17 protein-coding genes are annotated in these 19349 nt (G+C 64.7%); 8 read left to right on the top strand and 9 right to left on the bottom strand.

What is annotated here, in order from left to right:
- Nucleotides 1–64 precede the first annotated feature (64 nt).
- The 4 genes from IB257_RS24775 to IB257_RS24760 all read left to right on the top strand — a co-directional run bounded on the left by IB257_RS24775 (nucleotide 65) and on the right by IB257_RS24760 (nucleotide 4298).
- On the top strand, nucleotides 65–1039 hold the full coding sequence (locus tag IB257_RS24775; protein ID WP_054451155.1) for a TRAP transporter substrate-binding protein: 975 nt from the start codon (nucleotides 65–67) through the stop codon (nucleotides 1037–1039).
- A 101-nt stretch (nucleotides 1040–1140) separates the two neighbouring features.
- Entirely contained in the window at nucleotides 1141–1641 is a 501-nt protein-coding gene (locus IB257_RS24770; protein WP_054451154.1) for a TRAP transporter small permease, read from the top strand.
- Between the two features lie 37 nt (nucleotides 1642–1678).
- Nucleotides 1679–2956, top strand: coding sequence for a TRAP transporter large permease (locus IB257_RS24765; RefSeq protein WP_054451153.1), 1278 nt, complete (start codon nucleotides 1679–1681; stop codon nucleotides 2954–2956).
- Nucleotides 2957–3866: 910 nt separating this feature from the next.
- Entirely contained in the window at nucleotides 3867–4298 is a 432-nt protein-coding gene (locus tag IB257_RS24760) for a flagellar protein FlhE (protein ID WP_054451152.1), read from the top strand.
- Between the two features lie 75 nt (nucleotides 4299–4373).
- Here IB257_RS24760 and IB257_RS24755 read toward each other — a convergent pair whose 3' ends face one another.
- Nucleotides 4374–4940, bottom strand: coding sequence for a hypothetical protein (locus IB257_RS24755; RefSeq protein WP_192492931.1), 567 nt, complete (start codon nucleotides 4938–4940; stop codon nucleotides 4374–4376).
- Between the two features lie 124 nt (nucleotides 4941–5064).
- On the opposite strand from IB257_RS24755, the gene IB257_RS24750 reads away from it, so the two are divergent.
- From IB257_RS24750 to IB257_RS24735, 4 genes are read left to right on the top strand one after another with little or no spacing between them, the layout of a single operon-like run.
- Nucleotides 5065–6639 (top strand): TolC family protein, encoded by a 1575-nt coding sequence (locus IB257_RS24750; RefSeq protein WP_192492930.1) that lies wholly within the window; start codon nucleotides 5065–5067, stop codon nucleotides 6637–6639.
- Nucleotides 6640–6646: 7 nt separating this feature from the next.
- Nucleotides 6647–8146: an efflux RND transporter periplasmic adaptor subunit gene (locus IB257_RS24745; protein ID WP_192492929.1), complete on the top strand. Its 1500-nt coding sequence runs from the start codon at nucleotides 6647–6649 to the stop codon at nucleotides 8144–8146.
- Between the two features lies 1 nt (nucleotide 8147).
- Nucleotides 8148–8837, top strand: coding sequence for an ABC transporter ATP-binding protein (locus IB257_RS24740; RefSeq protein WP_192354488.1), 690 nt, complete (start codon nucleotides 8148–8150; stop codon nucleotides 8835–8837).
- Complete coding sequence (locus IB257_RS24735) at nucleotides 8825–10039, top strand: ABC transporter permease (protein ID WP_192353301.1); 1215 nt, start codon at nucleotides 8825–8827, stop codon at nucleotides 10037–10039. The genes IB257_RS24740 and IB257_RS24735 overlap by 13 nt, the downstream gene beginning before the upstream one ends.
- Before the next feature lie 53 nt (nucleotides 10040–10092).
- Here the strand turns inward: IB257_RS24735 and IB257_RS24730 are convergent, their stop codons facing one another.
- The 8 genes from IB257_RS24730 to IB257_RS24695 all read right to left on the bottom strand — a co-directional run bounded on the left by IB257_RS24730 (nucleotide 10093) and on the right by IB257_RS24695 (nucleotide 19195).
- Nucleotides 10093–11076 carry an ABC transporter ATP-binding protein gene (locus IB257_RS24730; protein ID WP_192492928.1) on the bottom strand — a complete coding sequence of 328 codons (984 nt, stop codon included), beginning with the start codon at nucleotides 11074–11076 and terminating at the stop codon, nucleotides 10093–10095.
- Nucleotides 11066–12100 (bottom strand): ABC transporter ATP-binding protein, encoded by a 1035-nt coding sequence (locus IB257_RS24725; protein WP_119450505.1) that lies wholly within the window; start codon nucleotides 12098–12100, stop codon nucleotides 11066–11068. The genes IB257_RS24730 and IB257_RS24725 overlap by 11 nt, the downstream gene beginning before the upstream one ends.
- Nucleotides 12097–13584 carry an amidohydrolase family protein gene (locus tag IB257_RS24720; protein ID WP_054451144.1) on the bottom strand — a complete coding sequence of 496 codons (1488 nt, stop codon included), beginning with the start codon at nucleotides 13582–13584 and terminating at the stop codon, nucleotides 12097–12099. Before IB257_RS24720 ends, IB257_RS24725 begins: the two co-directional genes overlap by 4 nt.
- Nucleotides 13584–14777, bottom strand: a complete 1194-nt coding sequence (locus IB257_RS24715; RefSeq protein WP_054451143.1) for an amidohydrolase family protein — start codon at nucleotides 14775–14777, stop codon at nucleotides 13584–13586. Before IB257_RS24715 ends, IB257_RS24720 begins: the two co-directional genes overlap by 1 nt.
- A gap of 24 nt (nucleotides 14778–14801) precedes the next feature.
- A complete protein-coding gene (locus tag IB257_RS24710) occupies nucleotides 14802–15743 on the bottom strand; it encodes an ABC transporter permease (protein ID WP_054451142.1) in 942 nt (313 codons plus the stop codon).
- Nucleotides 15733–16725, bottom strand: coding sequence for an ABC transporter permease (locus tag IB257_RS24705; protein WP_054451141.1), 993 nt, complete (start codon nucleotides 16723–16725; stop codon nucleotides 15733–15735). Before IB257_RS24705 ends, IB257_RS24710 begins: the two co-directional genes overlap by 11 nt.
- A 62-nt stretch (nucleotides 16726–16787) precedes the next feature.
- The gene (locus IB257_RS24700; RefSeq protein ID WP_119450508.1) at nucleotides 16788–18365 is read right to left on the bottom strand and encodes an ABC transporter substrate-binding protein; all 1578 of its coding nucleotides are present in this window, start codon (nucleotides 18363–18365) and stop codon (nucleotides 16788–16790) included.
- Nucleotides 18366–18439: 74 nt separating this feature from the next.
- Entirely contained in the window at nucleotides 18440–19195 is a 756-nt protein-coding gene (locus IB257_RS24695) for an aspartate/glutamate racemase family protein (RefSeq protein WP_054451139.1), read from the bottom strand.
- Between the last annotated feature and the right edge of the window lie 154 nt (nucleotides 19196–19349).

Below are 19349 nucleotides of genomic sequence, written 5' to 3'. Positions count from 1 at the left end.
CCGATATCATCCCGGGGCGGGAGGCTAAGCCACCCATAAAGATACTCAAAACCTGGAGAAGACGATGCGTAAATCCTGGCTTGCCGCCACGATACTGGCCGCCTGCACGGCCGCAACCGCCCTGCCCGCCGTGGCGCAGAACACCCTGAAGATGGCCTACGCGCTGTCCACGTCCTCGCACTATGGCGCCGGCGCCGACGCGCTGGCCAAGTCCATCGAAGCCTCCACGGGCGGGAAGTACAAGGTACAGCAATTCGCCAACAGCGCGCTGGGCGGCGAACGCGAAGTGATCGAAGGCCTGCAGATCGGCACCATCGACCTGGCCATCGTGTCCACCGGCGCCACGCTGAACTTCGTTCCCGAAACCGGCGTGTTCGACATCCCCTTCCTGCTGCGCGACCTGCCGCACGCCCGCAACGTGCTCGACAGCAAGATCGGACAAGATATGCTGGCAAAGTTCCCCAGCCGCGGCATCATCGCCCTGGCCTGGGGCGAACAGGGCTTCCGCCACCTGACCAACAACGTCCGCCCGGTCAAGACGCCGGCCGACGCCAAGGGCCTGAAGATCCGGACCACGGAAAACCCGATCCACATCACGGCCTTCCGCCAGATCGGCATCCTGCCGACCCCCATGGCCTGGCCTGAAGTCGCCACCGCCCTGCAGCAAGGCACCATTGATGGCCAGGAGAACCCGCTGTCGGTGATCACCTCGGCCAAGCTGTCGCAGATGCAGAAATACCTGTCCTTGACCGGCCACGTCTACGGCCCGGCCCTGGTGCTGATGTCGGCCAACGTGTACGAGGGCCTGTCGGCCGCGGACAAGGCCAACTTCGACAAGGCTGGCAAGGAATCCGCCCAGGCCATGCGCGCCTACGTGGACAACATCGAGAAGACGGGCGTCGAACAACTGAAGAAGGAAGGCATGCAGGTGACCGAAGTGGACCGCGCCGCCTTCGCCGCCGCCGTCGAGCCTGCCTACCCCGAGTACTACAAGAAGTTCGACAAGAAGCTGATCGACGCGATCCGCGACACCAAGTAAGCAGGGGTCGCCCCGATCCGGGGCGCATCCCCTTGGCGGCGGGATCCCGGTCCCGCCGCTTTTGTTCCCATCCTTTGCGTACAACGCCAACGGGATTCATCATGCGTTTGCTCTGCGCCTTCGACCGCGGCCTGTTCAAACTGGTCTCGGTCCTTGCCCAACTGCTGCTGGTGGCCGCCGCGGCCGCCGCCTTCTACCAAGTCATCGCGCGCTTCGTGCTGCACTCCCCGGCCGACTGGAGCGAGGTGCTGACCCGCGCCCTCCTGATCTGGACCGTGCTGCTGGGCGTGGCCCTGGCCTTTCGCCACGGCGCCATGATCAGCGTGGAACTGCTGCGCAACCTGCTGGGCGGCACGCGCCGCCGCGTGCTCGAAGCCGTGATCGGCCTGATCTGCGCCGGATTCCTCGGCTTTCTGGCCTGGATTGGCGGCAACATGACCTACCGCGTGCGCTTCCAGACCGTGCCGAGCCTGGACATTTCGATTTCCTGGATCTATCTGGCCATCCCCGTGGGCGCCACCCTGGCCGCCATCGCCGTGCTGGCCCGCTGGTGCGCCGGCGAAGAAGACGACGTGCCTGTGCGCAACGACGCGCAAGGCTGAGCCGCCCCCCCACAGAACATAAGCAGCAGATATCGCCATGTCCCAATTAATGATTGTCTCGATGCTGATTTTCTTCGGGCTGTCCGTGCCGGTCGCCGTGTCGATCGGCCTGGCCAGCCTGGCGGGAGTCGGCGCCGCCGGCCTACCCTGGGTGGTGGTGGCCCAGCAACTCTTCGCCGCGCTGGACAAGTACCCGCTGGTCGCCATCCCCTTCTTCATCCTGGCCGGCAACCTGATGGAAGCCGGCGGCATCTCCGAACGCATGGTGGAGTTCGCCAAGAGCGTGGTGGGCGGCATCCAGGGCGGCCTGGCCTGCACCTGCGTGCTGACCTGCATGATCTTCGCCGCCGTGGCTGGCTCCAGCGTGGCCACCACCTTCGCGGTGGGCGCGATCCTGATTCCCGCCATGATCCGGCACGGCTACCCCGCGCCCTTCGCGGCGTCATTGCAGGCCAGCGCGGCGGAACTGGGCGTGATCATCCCGCCGTCCATCCCGATGATCCTGTTCGCGGTGTCCACCGACACCTCGACCGGCGAACTGTTCATCGCCGGCGTCATGCCGGGCATCCTGATCGGCGTGGCGCTGATGCTCTACGTCTGGCTCTACGCCAAGCGCAACAACCTGGGCAAGCGCGACGGCGAAGGCCGCCTGCCGCTGTGGCCTGCGTTCAAGAACGCCTGGCTGGCGCTGATGATGCCGGTCATCATCCTGGGCGGCATCTACGGCGGCATCTTCACGCCAACCGAAGCCTCGGTCGTGGCAGTGATGTACGCCGTGGTGGTGGGCAAGTTCATCTACCGCCGCCTGAGCTTCAAGCAGCTGTCCGCCACGCTGCACAAGTCGGTGGTGTCGACGGCGGTGATCATGTTCGTGATCGCCAATGCCGGCATCTTCAGCTTCCTGCTCAACCGCGCGGGCATCCCGGACGCGCTGGGCGTGTGGCTGGCGCAGATCTTCGACACCAAGTTCACCTTCCTGATGGGCGTGAACGCGGCGCTGTTCGTGATCGGCATGTTCATCGAAACCTCGGCATCCATCGTGGTGCTGGCGCCCTTGCTGCTGCCGGTGGCGCTGAAATTCGGCGTGGAGCCGGTGCACTTCGGGATCATCATGGTGGTGAACCTGGCGCTGGGGATGATTACGCCGCCGTTCGGCGTGAATCTTTTCGCGGCTTGCGCAGTGGCCAAGTTGCCGTTGGAGAGGTTGATCAAGCCGTTGATTCCGTTTGTGGGGGTGGTGATTGTTTGCCTGATGGTCATTACTTATTGGCCGGGGTTGTCGCTGGGGTTGCGGGACCTGGTCTACGCTAAGTAGGTCTGTTTGCAGGTTCTGTTGTAGTGGCGGGCGTCAGGGCTTCTTCGTAGGCCGCTCGCCGGCGCGGGCGCCTTGGCGGCGAGCGCCCACGATTGCGGTCCGGAGCCTTCGCTCCGGACTGCCCCTTCGTCATCTTCGTCCGGGCCTGCGGCCCTCCCTTCAGATTCCCTCGGGCGCATCGAGGTTGCTCGCCGCCAAGGCGCCCGCGCCGGCGAGCTACCGAATTCTTGGCCTGTTGCGCTGCTAGACCTGTGGTTGGTGGCGAGTCTTGCGTTGCCCGCTGCTTGCGGCCGCGCGGGCGGCCGCAAGCAGCATACGCATTGGTGGTCGTCGTTGCTATCTGCGCTTGCGCAAATGCGGGGAGCTGCTTGCTAGTGGCTTCGGCAGTTGGGGGGATGTGGGCGGTGATGGGTGGCGCGCGGCGAGCAGCCGTTTACACATCGAGATCCGTTCGCGCGCGCCACCCATCCGGCGGAAGCAACTCGTTGACCCCGCGCCGCGTCTCGGCCGCTGCCCCTCAGGCCCTGCGTCGTGATTGCCTCGGACCACAATGTTGTCCACGCACCAGGGCGGATTCAAGCTCGCGTACGGATCTCGGAAGATCGTCTGCGGATTGCAGCCCCCCGCAGCACGTGTAGCTGTCGCACGTTTCTTTGCTGACGGATTGTCACGTCATTAGGCCTGTAAGCGAAACGGCTCTATCTGGGCTCTGACGCACGACATCGCCATTCATGCACCTAGTCTTTTGTAGAGATGTGCAGCTGATGCCTATCAGATAGCCTGCGTTCGCCATGTCATTTTTCGCGCGAGGAGGAATTCACGAATTGACATGGTCGGATTACGCGAGGGATTCGTCCAGATCTGCTCGCACCTGTTCCATCAACTCAATATCACGCACTGGAGTCGTCTTATGACATTCAAGAAACGTGCTGTGCTAGCTGTCGCCTCCCTGACACTCGCGGCGTTCGCCCAGAACGCCATGGCTGAGGGCGCCTACTCGAGTTCCGCGGTCATGCCGACCATCTACAGCAAGAATCACTGGTACACCGTGGCACCGCCCGTGCTCGGGAGTCCCCCGAGCACTGCAACCATCACCACGGTGTACTACAGCTACGGCTATCGCTTTCCGCGCCCGGCAGGCTTCCAAGTGCTGCTGTGCGACAACAGCGGCACCAACTGCACCGACGTGACCTCCAGGGGCTCGGGCTCGGTCAGTTTCAAAGGCAAAGGTGTCAAGGCCAACACGCCTGTCCGCTTCCAAGCACGCGTCGCTGGCAATGGCACGATGTCGCCCCTGGTGGGTGATGGCACCGCCAACGTGTCGGTGAACTACGACGACTGATCCGGCATTCGGCGAGCGGGCAATGGGTCTCACCCCGGCTCGCCGTGAATGATGAATCTGCAACTACGCGGCCTTTCAGCCCGCCGGTGCGAGCCAGCCACTGGCCTCAAGGTAGTCTTCGGATTGCGAGTTCGTATGGTCAAAGAGCTTGGCAAGAATCTGATCTGCAGGAGTACCCTTTGCCTTCTCGGAGTCGTATATCGCCTTGCGCTGCGCGTCAATCACGGCGGCCTCCTTGGAAAACCTTTCCTTGAAGGCTTCGTCGATGATGCGCCCGGAAGAGAGCTTATTCAACGGCTCCCCTCCCCTTCCCGGTGCAAGCTGGTCGCGAATGTCGTACCAGATCGTGCTGGGTATGTTCACCATGTCAGACGCGAACTGTTCAGCGTATTGCGGGTCGGAAGCTGCGGAATTCAACCACTTTTCCTGAATCGCCGTGCGGCCCTGCGTCGCGGTCCCCGCCTGGTTCGAGCGCTTGCGCGCCGCATCGGAAATGCTCACTTGTGTGTTCGAAGAATCGAATCCCCCCAACCCCGCCACGTCCATCGACGTCGATTTCGCCGTAGTCGAACTCGGTCTCGAAAAGCCCACTCGATCTGCGCCTTGGAACGAAAGAACGCTATAGCCAGACTGAATATTCACTTGCATCTCCAATCAATATAGGAAGTGCCGCCCCTTGAAGCATTTTTGCTCAATGTTCTTGGCACCTACGCCCCGGAAAGCTACGTTGATAGAACTGCGTCCTAACTTGTCGCCTGATACTAGATTGAAGGATTGCGAGCCTTACGTCCAAAAAGCGAGCGAAAAATGGGACTTTTCTGACTTTTTTCATGCCACGCACACGCATTCTCAGCGCAAGACACATAACCCTCAGCGCTACCTCCCGGCCGCGCTGACCGGATTGTTTCTTTTGACGTGCGACGCCGTGTTCGGTGCCGATGTTCTCTATTCCGAGTACCAAGCCAAACAGCAGCAAAGTGCGTTCGCGTTTCCCCTGGAAGAAGCCATCGCGCTGGCGGTGAGGGACAACAGGTTGGTGAAAAGCGCCTACGTCCAGCGCATCAGCCAGAAATTCGATCTCTACGTCAGCGAAGGGAAGTTCTACCCGAAACTGCTGCTCACAACGTCCGCATTGACGAGCAAAGTCAACGGTACCTCCAGCAACGCGAAAGACCTGAACACCAACGCGTCGGTCACCTTGCCGACCGGGGCGACCGTATCTATCGCCAATGTCCAGGGCAGGAGCACCGCAGGCAAATCTTCGTCTACATCGGTCACGCTGAGCCAGCCCCTGCTGAAAAATGCTGGCATCGATGCGAACACGGCCTCAGTCCGCATCGCGCGCCTCGATGATGAAATCAGCCGGCTAGCACTCAAGGCAACGCTATCCCAAACCGTCGCGCAGGTGATCTACGCCTACCGCGAGCTCCTGCGCGCCCAGGAACAGAAGGTGATCGCCGAGGCAGCCCTGGCACGCAACAAAGATCTGTACGAGGTCAACCGCTCGCTGATTGCGGCAGGACGCATGGCCAAGGTGGAGATTCTGCAAACGCAGGCCGAAGTCGCGAATCGGGAAGTGGCGCTGGAAGAAGCGGAGAACCAGATCGACGCGGCCCGACTGGCCCTTGTAGCGTTGCTTGCTCTGGAGCCGCGCACACCTCTATACGCGACCGCTCCAACCAGCGTGGACTGGCGTCCTACCGACCCGACGCGCGCCCTGGAAACGGCGCTCACGCTTCAGCCCGACTACCTCTCCATGAAAATCCTGGTCGAACGGGCCAAGATCAGTCTGGACTATGCCAAGAACCAGCAGCTATGGGATTTGTCGCTGGTGGCCACCAGAACCCAGGCCCGGAGCGGCGGCGCGTCGCCGGGAGCCATGGACATTCAGGCGTCCGGCGCCCGGACCGGCGGCAGCTACGCGGGCCTGCAGCTCACCATCCCCTTCGGGGACCGCTCCATCAAGCGACCCGAGGTGCGCGCCTCCGTAGATCTGCACACCCAAGAACTCAAGTTGCTTGAAACGCGTCAAACGGTGGAGCACCGAATCCGCGATGCCACGCGCAATGTCCAAACCCGATGGCGCCAACTGGAACTCTCGATCAAGGCCCGCGACTTGTCCCGGCAGAAGCTTGAGGCGGAGAAGGAAAAGCTACAGGTCGGCCAATCGTCGAACTTCCAGGTGCTGTCCTTCGAGAACGACCTGCGCAATGCCGAGAACGCCCGCCTCAATGCGCAGATCACGTACCTGAACACGCTCACTGAACTGGACGAACGCATGGGCAAGACCCTCGACGTCTGGAGCATCCCCATCATCCAGACCAATGGCTATGAGAACTGAAGAGTCCATGCCGTCAGCCCGGCAGGTCGGCCTCGTGGTCGTGAGCGCCGTCGGCATCATCGAATCACTCAACATCGAGGCGGAGGTGCTTCTGCGGCTACCGAGTGTATCGCTCATCGGCCAGCCGGCCATCGCGACATTGCTCGATATCGCTGACGCAACGTCCGCGAGCACGTTGATCTCACGGTTCGGCACACCGCCGCGCGGCGGCAGTGCTCGAGAAAGACACCATCACGCCACACGGCTGTTCGTGCACTGCGAACGGCTTCCCGGCGCCGAAGCTGATGGCCGTTGGTTGATTCTGCTCGATACCCCGCTCCCCTCGGTCGCACCAGCAGCCGCAGCGCGGCGCGCGGGGCACACCAAAATTCCCACGCTGGCCGCCGGTAGCTCGGCGGCCCTCTTGATCGCTGTGCTGCTTGGAAAAACGTTTGGCCCCGACGCGGCTCCGCCGACGGCCTCATCTGGAGCGAGTGCAGCCGCATCGGCTTCGATGACGCCAATCATGGCACCCACCACCCCGGCCTACATTTCCGTCATCGGCACCATCGAGGCCAACGAAACGCTCGGCGTTTCGGCCCCTTTCGATGGCGTCATCAAAGAAAGGCACTTCTCGTTCGACACGGAAGTCAAGCAAGATCAGTTGCTGCTGATACTGGACCCAACGGACTTGAACCAACGCGTCCAGGAAGCCAGGGTGGCGATGCTCAAGGCCGCCAAGACCATGCAGGAACTTGAGCGCTGGGACAGTGGCGCCGAAGTCTCGCGGGCGAGACGCACATTCGTGCTGGCCCGCCAGCAGGTCGAACAAACTGAGCGCAAAGTGCGGGAAACCGACGGGCTGGTCAAGAAGGGCATTCTCGCCCGGAACGAGTACGACATCGTGGCGGAACAGCTCACCGGTTTCAAGGCCCAGTTGGCGGCGGCAGCGGATGACCTGAAGGCCACCCAGGAAAAAGCCGACAAGAGCAGCATGGAAATCGCCAAAATCGAGTATGAGCAGGCCAGGGCGAAGCACGAGGACTTGGCCAGGAGCGCGCTGCTGGCACGCATCGCCGCGCCGCGTTCCGGCATTCTGTCGAAGGCTCCAGCATCCTCTGGACAGGCACCGGCGACACTTGATGCGGGAAGCCGGATCACGAAGGGTCAGCTACTGTTCAACGTCGCGCTTACCGGCAAGCTGCGCGTGTCGGCCCGGGTCGACGAAGCGGACGTCGTCAGCCTCGCCACAGGCATGCCTGTGGAAATGTGGATCGATTCACAGGAGATCGCCCCCCTCCTAGGACACCTTGCCAGTATCTCGGCACAGGCCATCCAAAGCGGCAACGGCGTCCGCAGCGCCCTGTTCGACGTGAGCGTCGATCTGCCGGCATTGAGCGAGGAGCAGCGAGGGAAGCTGCGCGTCGGAATGACCTGCAACCTTCGCATAGAAACCCGGAGCGCCGCGAATCCCGAGTCAGGCGGCCCAGCGCGTATCGGCAGGGCGCCTGTGCAGACAAGAAACTGAAATGCTGAAACTGGATCGGATCAGCAAGGCCTACCACAATGGCAGCGGTACAGTACCTGTGCTGCAAGACGTTTGCCTCGAGGTCGGCGCTGGCGAAATGTGCGCCATCATCGGAGCTTCCGGGTCGGGCAAGAGCACGTTGCTCAACATCATGGGGTTGCTCGACGCGCCGGATAGCGGCGCCGTGCTCTACCGGGGGAAGCCCGTGCATGATGCGGACTTGAAGACGCGAGCCAACCTGCGCAATCGCCACATCGGATTCGTATTCCAAGCCTTCAATCTGCTGCCACGCATGAGCGCACTCGACAACGTCGGCCTTCCCCTGCTCTACCGCGGCATCGGCAAGTCCGAGCGCCGCCGACGGGCACAGCGCTGGCTGGAGCGCGTCGGGTTGGCCGATCGCGCGGAGCACCTGCCGGACTCGCTATCCGGCGGACAGAAGCAGCGAGTCGCCATTGCGCGGGCCCTGGTCGGAGCGCCGCAGCTCGTGCTCGCCGATGAACCCACCGGCAACCTTGATCAGAAGGCGGCGCAGGACATTCTCAGCCTACTGGGCGAACTGAGCCGGGAGTCCGGCGTCGCGGTCGTCATCGTGACCCACGACCCTGCCATCAGCGTCAAGTGTCAGCGGGAAATCGTGGTCAGTCACGGGCGGGTCGTTGTTCGCGAGAGTGCGCCATGGCGTGGATGAATTTCCCGCGCGCAACCGGCTCCTTGCGCGCCATTGTCGAGGATGCCATCGACAATATGCGCGCGGTTCGGCAACGCACCCTGCTTTCCCTGATCGGCATAGCCATCGGCGCTGCGGCCGTCGTGGCGCTCTTGAACATCGGAGAGAACACCTCGGACGAGGCTGCGCGCCAATTCAAGTCGATGGGGACGGACCTCATCATTGTTCAGGACAGCCCCACCCTCGGCGGACAGCGCAAAGCCCCTCCACTCAGGAGCGAAGACGCACAAGAAATGGCAAAGAGTATCGCTGGGGTTTCCCTGGCCGCTCCGCTATCGACGACGCCAGTCAAGACCGGCACAGGAGGAAAGTTGCTCGACGCGACGGCCATTGGCACCACGGAACACCTGATGACCGCAGCTCGGCTGGAACTCGCCCGCGGCCGATTCATTTCCCACCGGGATGGATTGAACACCGTGGTGGTGGTCGGAGGGAATCTGGCTACGCAACTCGTCGGCGGCGGCACAGAGCTGGCGCTGGGCGATGAGATCCGCATGGACAACTACCGCTATACGGTCGTGGGAGTCCTGCGTAGTGCTCCACGCAACCCACTACTGCCGTTCGATCTCGACAACGCCCTGATTCTGCCGATCAAGGCGGATCGCCGCGCGAACTCCGCGACCGGAGCGTTATCCAACATCCTGCTGCGCGTTGCCGAGGGCCACGACCCTCTGCATGCGCTCACCGAGGTCTCCTCGTTTCTTCAGCGCAAGGGCAGCAACGCCCAGGCGCAGGGAGCGCTGCTGCTGCTCGACGGCATGCGGCAGCAAGGGCAGATGTTCAAATGGATGCTGGGTGGAGTGGCCTGCATCTCGCTGCTTGTTGGCGGCATTGGCATCATGAACGTCATGCTGGCCGGTATCGCCGAACGACGCCGCGAGATCGGGCTGCGCATGGCCATCGGCGCCGACCAGTGGGGCGTCATGACAATGATCGTCACGGAGGCAGTCAGCCTCTCGTTCGTGGGAGGCGGAGCAGGCACCCTGCTCGGCATGTTCGCCTCCGTGCTCTACGCGTGGTTCACAGGCTGGGAGCCTACGCTATCGGCTCTGGCGGCACTTCTCGGGTTCGGCATGTCGCTTTTGACCGGATTTTTCTTCGGTATCTACCCCGCCTTTGCAGCCTCGAAATTGAGTCCGATTGAAGCACTCAGATCCGACTGAAACCGGCTCATCCACGGCGCGGTTGGCGCCCTAAGAACCGATCTTCGACCAGATCACGCGGCGCGCACTACATCCCACGTCACGGCATGACACCGTAACTGCCGCCCGCCCACCCCGACAACCACCGGCGCCTCCACCTTGCACAGCTCCCGCGCCATCGAACACCGAGGATGAAACGTACACCCCGACGGCGGCAAGATGGGATTAGGCACCTCACCCCCCATCGGCTCCCGATCCCGCCGCGGATCATCCAGGTCCGGAATCGTATCCAGCAGCATCCGCGTATACGGATGCTGTGGCGAGTCGAACAGCTGATCCGCAGGCGCCTGCTCCACGATGCGCCCCAGATACATCACCGCCACGCTGTCCGACACGTGCCGCACCACCGACAGGTTGTGGCTGATGAACACATAAGTCAGCCCGAACTCCTTCTGCAGATCCCCCATCAGGTTCAGGATCTGCGCCTGCACCGACACATCCAACGCCGAGGTCGGTTCATCGCACACCAGGAATTCCGCCTCCGTCGCCAGCGCCCGCGCGATCGAAATCCGCTGGCGCTGGCCGCCCGAAAACTCGTGCGGAAAGCGGCCGGCGTCGCTGGCGGACAGGCCAACCAGTTCCAGCAACTCGTCCACCCTCCGTCGCGTTTCCGCCGGCGTGGCTCGCAAGCCCAGCGTCGTGATCGGTTCGGCCACGATATTGCCCACCCGCCAGCGCGGATTCAGGCTGGCGTAGGGGTCCTGGAAGATCATCTGCGGATGCAGCACGCCGCCCTTGCGGTTGCGCCCGTAGCGCAGCGTTCCGCGCGTCGGCGCCACCAGCCCAACCAGCAGCTTCGCCAGCGTGGACTTGCCGCAGCCCGATTCGCCCACAATGCTCAAAGTTGTACCGCGCGGCACGGATAGCGACACCCCGTCCACCGCCTTCAAGGTCTGCTCGGGCTGACGCGACAACGTGCGTTCCAGCCAGGGCGGCGACACGTCGAACCAACAGGCCAGGTCATCGGCCCGCAACAACACATCATCGTTAAGCGGCATGGGCGACTCCTCCTTGATGCAGCCAGCAGGCGCTGACGGTGGCGCCGGCCGGAGATGCGGCCAGCGGCGGGCGCTGCTGGCCGCAACGCGGCCCCGCCATCGAGCAACGCGGGTGGAAAGCACAGCCGTCGGGCATGGCGTGCAGGCGCGGCATGGCGCCGTCGATCTGGTTCAGCCGGGCAGCGCGTTGGCGCAGGCCGGGAATCGCATTCATCAGGCCCTGCGTGTACGGATGGCCCGGGCGGCGCAGCACGTCCAGCACCGGTCCGATCTCGACGATGCGCCCCGCATACATCACCGCCACGCGGTCCGCGGTCTCGGCGATCACGCCCATGTCGTGCGTCACCAATAGCACCGAAGTGCCCTGCTCGCGACACAAGCGCCGCAACAGCGCCGTGATCTGCGCCTGCACCGACACGTCCAGCGCCGTGGTGGGCTCGTCGGCGATGATGAGCGCCGGCCGCGCCGCCAGGGCCAGCGCAATCACCACGCGCTGGCGCATGCCGCCGGAGAACTGATGCGGATAGTGATCGATGCGCTTGTCCGCCGCCGGGATGCCCACGGCCAGCAGCAGCTCCAGCGCCCGCTGGCGCGCGGCCTGGGCGCTCACCTTGTCATGGTGGCGGATCGTCTCGACCAACTGGTCGCCCACCGTGAACAGAGGATGCAGGCTGGTCAGCGGATCCTGGAAGATCGCGCCGATTTCCTTGCCGCGCAAACGCTGGCGCGCCTTGGGCGGCAGGTTGTCGATGCGCCTGCCCGCCAGGTGGATCTCGCCGCCGCCCAGCCGCCCGGGCGGCTCCAGCAGGCCGATCACCGCCATGCCGGTCAGCGACTTGCCGGCGCCGGATTCGCCGACCATGCCCAGGATCTCGCCCGGCTGGATGTCGAAACTGATGTCGCGTGTGGCAACCAGGACGCCGTGGCGCGTCGGGAACTCGACCGACAGGCCGCGCACCGACAGGGTCGGCGCGGTGTTGGCCGCGGCCGGCGGCTGCGTGGAGTTGGGAACGAGGGCCATCATGACGGACTCCTTGCGGGACGCGGATAGCTGGAGGAAAAAATCTGCTCGGCCGGCGGATGCCCCCAGGTGCGGTCAGGGTAGCGGGCCACCAGCCCGTCGAACTGCGTCTGCGCCTGCTCTTGCGCCAGGCGCGCATCGAAGCCGGGGATCCGCCCGTCCACCATGACGAAGCGGCCGTCGATCACGACCTGCGATACGTCGCGCCCGCTGCCGCTCACCATCAGCGTCTGGATGGGATCGATCAGCTGGCCGTTGCGGTCGTGCGAAAAATCGAACACCACGATGTCGGCCTTGGCGCCCACGGCCAGCCGGCCCAGGTCCGGACGGCCCAGGGCGTCAGCCCCGCCCACGGTGGCGGCGTCGTAGTAGTCCTCGGAGCGGACCGCCTCGGTCGAGCCGTCGGCCACCCGGCACAGCATCATGCCCACCTGCATGTTCAGGACCATGTCGGGCGGCCAGGTGTCCGTGCCCATGCCGATGTTCACGCCCAGCTTGCGGTAGCGCGCGAACGATTCCAGCGTGGCGCCATGTCGCCCCGACACCAGCGGGCAATGCACAATGCTGGCGCCGGCGTCGCGGATGATCTCCAGGTCGCGCCCGGGCCGCTCGATATGGCGCGAACCCGACACATAAGTGCCATGCGGCAGCAAAGCGCGCTCGGACAGGAAGTCCAGGCTTTGCAGCCATTCCGGCGGGCTCATGCCATGCTGCTCCAGCACCAGGTCGTACTCCAGGCGTGACTGGCAGCAATGCAGCCGGATCGGGATATTCCGCTCGCGCGCCGCCGCAGCCGATGCGCGCAACAGCGCAGGCGTGCAGGTTTCGATGCGGTCGGGCGACAGCATGGCGCGCACGCGGCCGTTGTGACGGCCTTCGATTTCGTCGCAGAAGGCCAGGGCCGCCTCCAGTCCCGCCAAGCCGCGCGCCTCGTCGTAATGACAGCGGATCGTGCCGCCGGCGTCCACATATGTATGGCCGCTGCGATAGGCCGGTCCCAGGTAGACGCGCAGGCCCAGCTCGCCGGCGGCATTGGCCGCAGACAGGAATTCATCGCGGGTCTCGCCCCACACGCGGTAGAACAGCGACGCGATCGGCAGCGCCGTCGTGATGCCGTTGCGTATCAGCTGGGCAAACGCGTAGCGCTTCTGGAATGCGAGTTCGGCCGCCGTGTACATCTCGTACGGCCCCCGCTTCATGTAGGTCTCGGGCCAGATGCGGCCCTTCTTCCAGGCGGGCGAGTTGTCGAAGCCCAGGATGGTCGTGTCCAGGTCGGACAGCGCATCCAGGTCCACGAAACCCGGGCCGATCAGCGCCCGGCCATAGTCGCGACGCTGCGCGACCTGCCCCGGGTAGCGGTGGCCGACGTAGACGATGCGGTCGCCCTCGAACACCACCTCGCCGTTCTCGTACAGGCAATGGCGGCCGTTCTCGTGGCCCACCACCCAGCGGGCGGTCAGCAGGATGGGGCCTTGCGGCGCGCTCATCACGGCGCCTCCGCCAGCGCCCGGCCGTTGCGCGCGACCACGCGCCCGCCCTTGACGACCAGCTTGCGTTGCGGGCGCGATACGATCGCTTCGGCCACCGTCTCGGCGTCCACCAGCACGAAGTCGGCGTGGCAGCCTGGCGCCAAACCGTAGTCGGACAGGCCCATGACCTGCGCATTGCCGTAGGTCGCCACGTGCAGCGCCAGATCCAGCTCGTCGTCGCGACGGAAGTTGTTGCGCAGGCCCACCAGCATGGTCCGTTCCAGCATGTCGGGCTTGCCGTAGGGACCCCAGGTATCGCGCATGCCGTCGTTGCCCGTGCAGACCGTGACGCCGGCCGCGTGCAGCTTCGCCACGTTGGGCACCGGCCGCGAGGCCGAGCCCGTGGTCATGATGTGCACGCCCGCCTTCAGCAAACCTTCCGTCAGGGCCTGCACCGCCTGCGTGTCGGGCATGCCCAGACAGAAGGAATGCGACAGCGTGACCTTGCCCTGCATGCCCAGCGCCAGCACCCGGTCTATGGTCATCTGCATCGAGAACGCGCCGAGTTCGCCCGCTTCGTGCAGATGGATGTCGATGGGCTTTCCATGCCGCTGCGCAAGCCCGAAGATGGCGTCCAGATGGCCCTTGGGATCGCGGTCCATGCCGGCCGGGTCCAGCCCGCCCACCACTTCCGCGCCCATGCGCAAGGCCTCGTCCATCAGTTCCAGCGTGCCCGGGCGGATCAGCAGCCCGCTCTGCGGGAAAGCGACGATCTCCACGTCGATCTGGTCACGGTACTGTTCGCGCGCGCGCATCACGCCTTCGATCGCGCCCAGTCCGATGTCCGTGTCCACGTCCACATGGCTGCGGATATGGCTGGTGCCGTCGCCGATCGACATCACCAGCTGGCGCGCCGACTGGCGGTACGGATCGATGCCCAGGCGCTTCTTCTCGGCGCGCTCGTTCTCGATCTTGTCGATCAGGCGCGGGCCGACCTCGTTGCGGTACCAGGGCATGCCGTACATGGTCTTGTCCAGGTGCGCGTGGGCGTCGATCAGGCCCGGCAGCATCAGCGCGCCGCCCCCGTCCACCACCGGCACGCCGGCGGGCGCCGGCCCGCCCAGCGCCTGGATGCGGCCGTCGCGCACCAACACCGAGGTCATCTCGCCGCCGGCCGGGCGGACTTGGGTATACAGCGTTGCGTTTTCCATGGTTCTACTCTTGTCGGTTTGCGTTCAGCGCAGGCGGGGGTTCAGGGCGTCGCGCAGCCAGTCGCCCAGCAGGTTCACCACCAGCACGATCAGGCTCAGGTACAGCGCGGGAAACACCACCACCCACCACTGCCCCGAAAACAGGAACTGGTTGCCCAGGCGGATCAGCGTGCCCAGCGACGGTTCGGTGGGCGGCATGCCCACGCCCAGGAAGCTGAGCGTGGCCTCGATCAGGATCGCCAGGCCCAGGTTCAGGGTGGCCGTCACCATGACCGGCGTCAGCGTGTTGGGCAGGATGTGCGTCAGCATGATGCGCAGCGAACTCACGCGGATCAGGCGCGCCGCCTGCACGTATTCCTTGCCGCGCTCCACCAGGGCCGAAGCCCGCACCGTACGCGCGTATTGCACCCAGTTGGTCATGGAGATGGCCAGGATCAGGATCACGGCCGACAACGTTTCACGCATGCCGGGCGGCAACAGCTGGCGGAATACCGCCGTCACCAAAATCGCGACCAGGATCGTCGGGATGCTCAGCAGCGTGTCACCCAGGCGCATCAGCGCGTTGTCGACCCAGCCGCCGAAATAGCCCGCCGCCAGCCCCACCAGCAGGCCGATGGCCAGCGACAGCACCACCGTGGCCAACCCGATCACCAGCGACATGCGCGAGCCGTACAGGATGGCGGACCAGACATCGCGGCCCTGCGTGTCCGTGCCCAGCAGGAACTGCGGGTCCGAGCCGGCCTCCCACACAGGCGGCAGCTCCGCGTTCAACAGGTCCAGCTGCGCCAGGTCGTAGGGATTCTGCGGCGCGATCCAGGGCGCGAACACGGCCAGCAGCACCACCGCCAGCAGCACGATGCCCGCGCCCATGGCCACATAGTCCTGCCTCAAACTCCACCAGAGGTCGCTCTGCAGGAAGCGGGCAAGCCGGCCCTGCCCCGTTGCGGAAAATGGCTTAGTGAGCATTGGCGCCTCCCTTGACGTGCTGGCTGCGCAGGCGCGGGTCGACCACGCCGTACATCATGTCCACCAGCGTGTTCAGCGCCACGAAAATGAAGGACACGATCACCAGATAGGCGGCCATGACGGGGATGTCCACGAACATGACCGATTGGATGAACAGCAGCCCCATGCCGGGCCACTGGAAGACCGTTTCGGTAATCAGCGCGAAGGCGATCAGGTTGCCGATCTGCATGCCGGTCACGGTGATCACCGGCATCAGGCAGTTGCGCAGAGCCAGCCGGAAATGCACGATGCGATCCGGCAGGCCGCGCGCGCGGGCGAACTTGATGAACTCGGTGCGCAGCGTCTCCAGCATCTCGGCCCGCACCAGGCGCATGATGAGCGTGATCTGGAACAGCGCCAGCGTGATGGACGGCAGCACCAGCGCGGCGCGGCCCGAGGGCGTGAGCAGGCCGGTGGTCCACCAGCCGATCTTCACCGTGTCGCCGCGCCCAAAGCCCGGCAGCCAGCCCAGCTGCACCGAGAAGATCAGGATCAGCATGATCCCGACCACGAAGCTGGGCAGCGATATGCCCAGGATGGAAACGAACTGCAGCGCCTGCGCCAGGCGCGACTTGCGGTAGATGGCGGTCAGCACGCCCAGCGGCACGCCGATGACCAGCGACAGCAGGGTTGCCATCAGGACCAGTTCGAACGTGGCGGGGAAGCGTTCGGCCACCAGCGCAAATACGTCCTGCTGGTTGCGGTAGGAAATGCCGAACTCGCCCTGCGCCGCGTTGGTCACGAAGTGCACGAACTGCATGCCCACCGAGGCGTTCAGACCCAGGCGTTCGCGCAATTCATCGCGCTGCGTCTGCGAGGCCTGCTCGTTGAGCATCATGTCGACGGGGTCGCCGACGAACCGGAAAATCACGAAGGCCATCAGCGCCACCGCCAGCATGACGCCGACCGCGTTGAAGACCCGTCTAACTATGAATGCCAGCATGTGCGGCTCCCCTTCAGACCCTAGTCATACGCAGGACCGCCGGCGGGCGGCGGTCCGCGGCGTTACTGCATGCGCACGGTCCACAGGCGCGCCTTGTTGTCCGGCATCTGCAGCACCTCGCCCACGTTCTTGCCCACGGCCCAGGCCATCGGCTGCTGGTGCAGCGGCAGGAAGCGCGCGTCGTCATGCAGCGTCTGCAGCACGTCGGCCATCATCTGCACCCGCTTGGGACGGTCCATCTCGGCCGCGGCCGCGTCGATCCTGGCGTCCAGCGCCGGATCGCCCCACTGGCCCCAGTTGAAGACGCCGGCCGGGCCGCTGCGGCTATGCATCACCTGCAAAAGGATGGACAGCGCGTCGATCTGCGGCTCGTTGGCCCAGCCGTGGATGGTGATGTCGAACTCGCCGCGCGAACGCTTGGGGTTCTGCAGGGAACGCGGCCCGCTGGCCAGCGAGGCCTTCACGCCGATGCGCGCCCACATGGAGGCGGCGGCCTGGCAGATTTCCTCCTCGTTGACGAACATGTCGTTCGAACAGAGCAACGACACCGTGAAGCCGTCCGGGTAGCCGGCCTCGGCCAGCAGCTTCTTGGCGCGCGCGGCGTCGAACGGCAGGCGCTCTTCCTGCTTGGGCTCGTAGCCCGGGATGGACGGCGCCACCAGTGCGCCCGTGGTACGCGACAGGCCGCGCATCACGCGTTTCTGGATCAGCTCCGGCGACAGCGCCATGTACAGCGCCTGGCGCACCTTCAGGTCCTTCAGCGGATTCTTGTCGGTGATGTTGGAGCCGACCAGCTTGTCGCCCAGGTTGAAGCCAAAGTACAAGGTGCGCAGCTCGGTCGAGGCCAGCACCTTGACGTTGGACGCCGCGCGCAGCCGGTCCAGGTCCTGCAGCGGCGCGTTCTCGGTGAAATTGATGTCGCCCGACAGCAACGCCGCCACTCGCGTGGGCGCGGACGCAATGGGCGTGAATTCGATGCGGTCCAGGTTGTGGCGCGGCTTGTCCCACCAGGCGGGGTTGACCACCAGCACGGTGCGCGTGTCCGGGCGGTACGACTCCACCTTGAAGGGGCCGGTGCCGTTGGCGTTATGTGTGGCATAGCCTTCGATCTTCTTGGCGGCGTCGGTGGGCTTCAGGCTGTTGTTGTCCACCAGCCATTGGCGGTTGAAGATGAAGATGTTGGTCAGGTCGTTGAGCATCAGCGGATACGGATGCGTCATTTCGATGTCGACGGTGTAGTCATCGACCTTGCGCACCGCCTTGAAGGCCGGCAGGTTGCCCTTCAGGGGCGAGGCTTCGTCCGAAACCCGCGTCATCGACGCCACCACATCGTCCGCCGAGAACGGCGCGCCATTGTGGAACTTCACCCCCTTGCGCAAATGAAAGCGCAGCACCGTGGGCGACGGCGTCTCCCAGGACTCCGCCAGCGCGGGCGTGATGTTGAACTTGTCGTCATAGCGGATCAGCGCTTCATACACATGGTTCAGGAACGCCAGGTTGAAGGTGCTGCCGTAGGAATACGGATCCAGCGAATCCAGGTCCCGCGCCGCGCCCCACTTCAGCGTGTTGGCGGCGCTGGCCCCCGTGATGGCCGACAGCGCGATCACGGCGCCCGCGGTCCACTTGAGCAAAGTCTTCATGGCTGCAACTCTCCCTTGTGTATCGGTCTGAACTCGCCGGGGTCGGGCCCGGCGCGGTGGGTAAGGCGAAAAGACTAGGAATGCGCGCCCGGACGGATCAGCGACAACCGCTGCGCGCGCTCCAGGGACGCCAGCGCCAGCACCTGGGCCAGGGCGGCGCGATAGGAATCGATGATGGGCACGGCCGGCAGGCGCGGCAGGCTGGGCAGGTAGCCGGCCAGCGCGGCGCCCGCCACGATCACCACGTCCGCCCCCTGCGCCACTGCGGCGTCCAGCGCACGGCTGACGTGCAAGGCCGACTCGGCCGAACGCGACACGTAGTCCAGGGCATTGCCCGGCAGGGCCAGGATGCCGGCGCAGCGGGACTCCAGCCCCAACTGGCGGATCTGTTCGCGCAGCATGCCGGGCCAGCGCTGGCCCACCGTCACGATGGCGTAGCGGTCGCCGCGCTGCATGGCGCTCAGGATGGAGGCCTCGGCCATGCCCACCACGGGCACGTCCAGGCGTTCGCGCACCGCGCCGATGCCGGGTTCGCCAAAGCAGGCCAGCAGGCAGGCGTCGAATCCGCCGTCAGGCGCCTCGCCTGTCGCGCGCTCCACGACGTCCAGCACGGCATGGGCGGCAACGGCCGCCTCCGCGCGGCTGGCGATGTAGGCGGGGCCGAACCCGGCGGTGACCGCATGGATGCGGACCATGTCCCCGTAAAAGGCCTCGGCCTGGCTGGCCAGGCTGGTCGTCAGTTCGGACGTGGTGTTGCCATTGACCACCAGCAGGCGGTAAGGCGCGGAAAGGGACGGCTCGGTTGCGGCGGCCTGCGGTACAGCGGACATGGATCAGCCTTTGTGAACTTGTATACAAACAATCGAACCATTAAAGAACAATAGGATCCGTTTTGTATAAAAATTTGTATACGATTTATGTCGCCAATGTACTCCGCACAATCTCGCAGACAAGCTATCGCTAACCCTTAGCCCCGGGTGTAGT

Source organism: Achromobacter sp. ACM03, assembly GCF_014851665.1.
Classification (GTDB): Bacteria; Pseudomonadota; Gammaproteobacteria; order Burkholderiales; family Burkholderiaceae_B; genus Achromobacter; species Achromobacter aegrifaciens.
The sequence above is the reverse complement of the archived record's forward strand: the minus strand, read 5'-3'. Positions and strand labels throughout refer to the sequence as shown.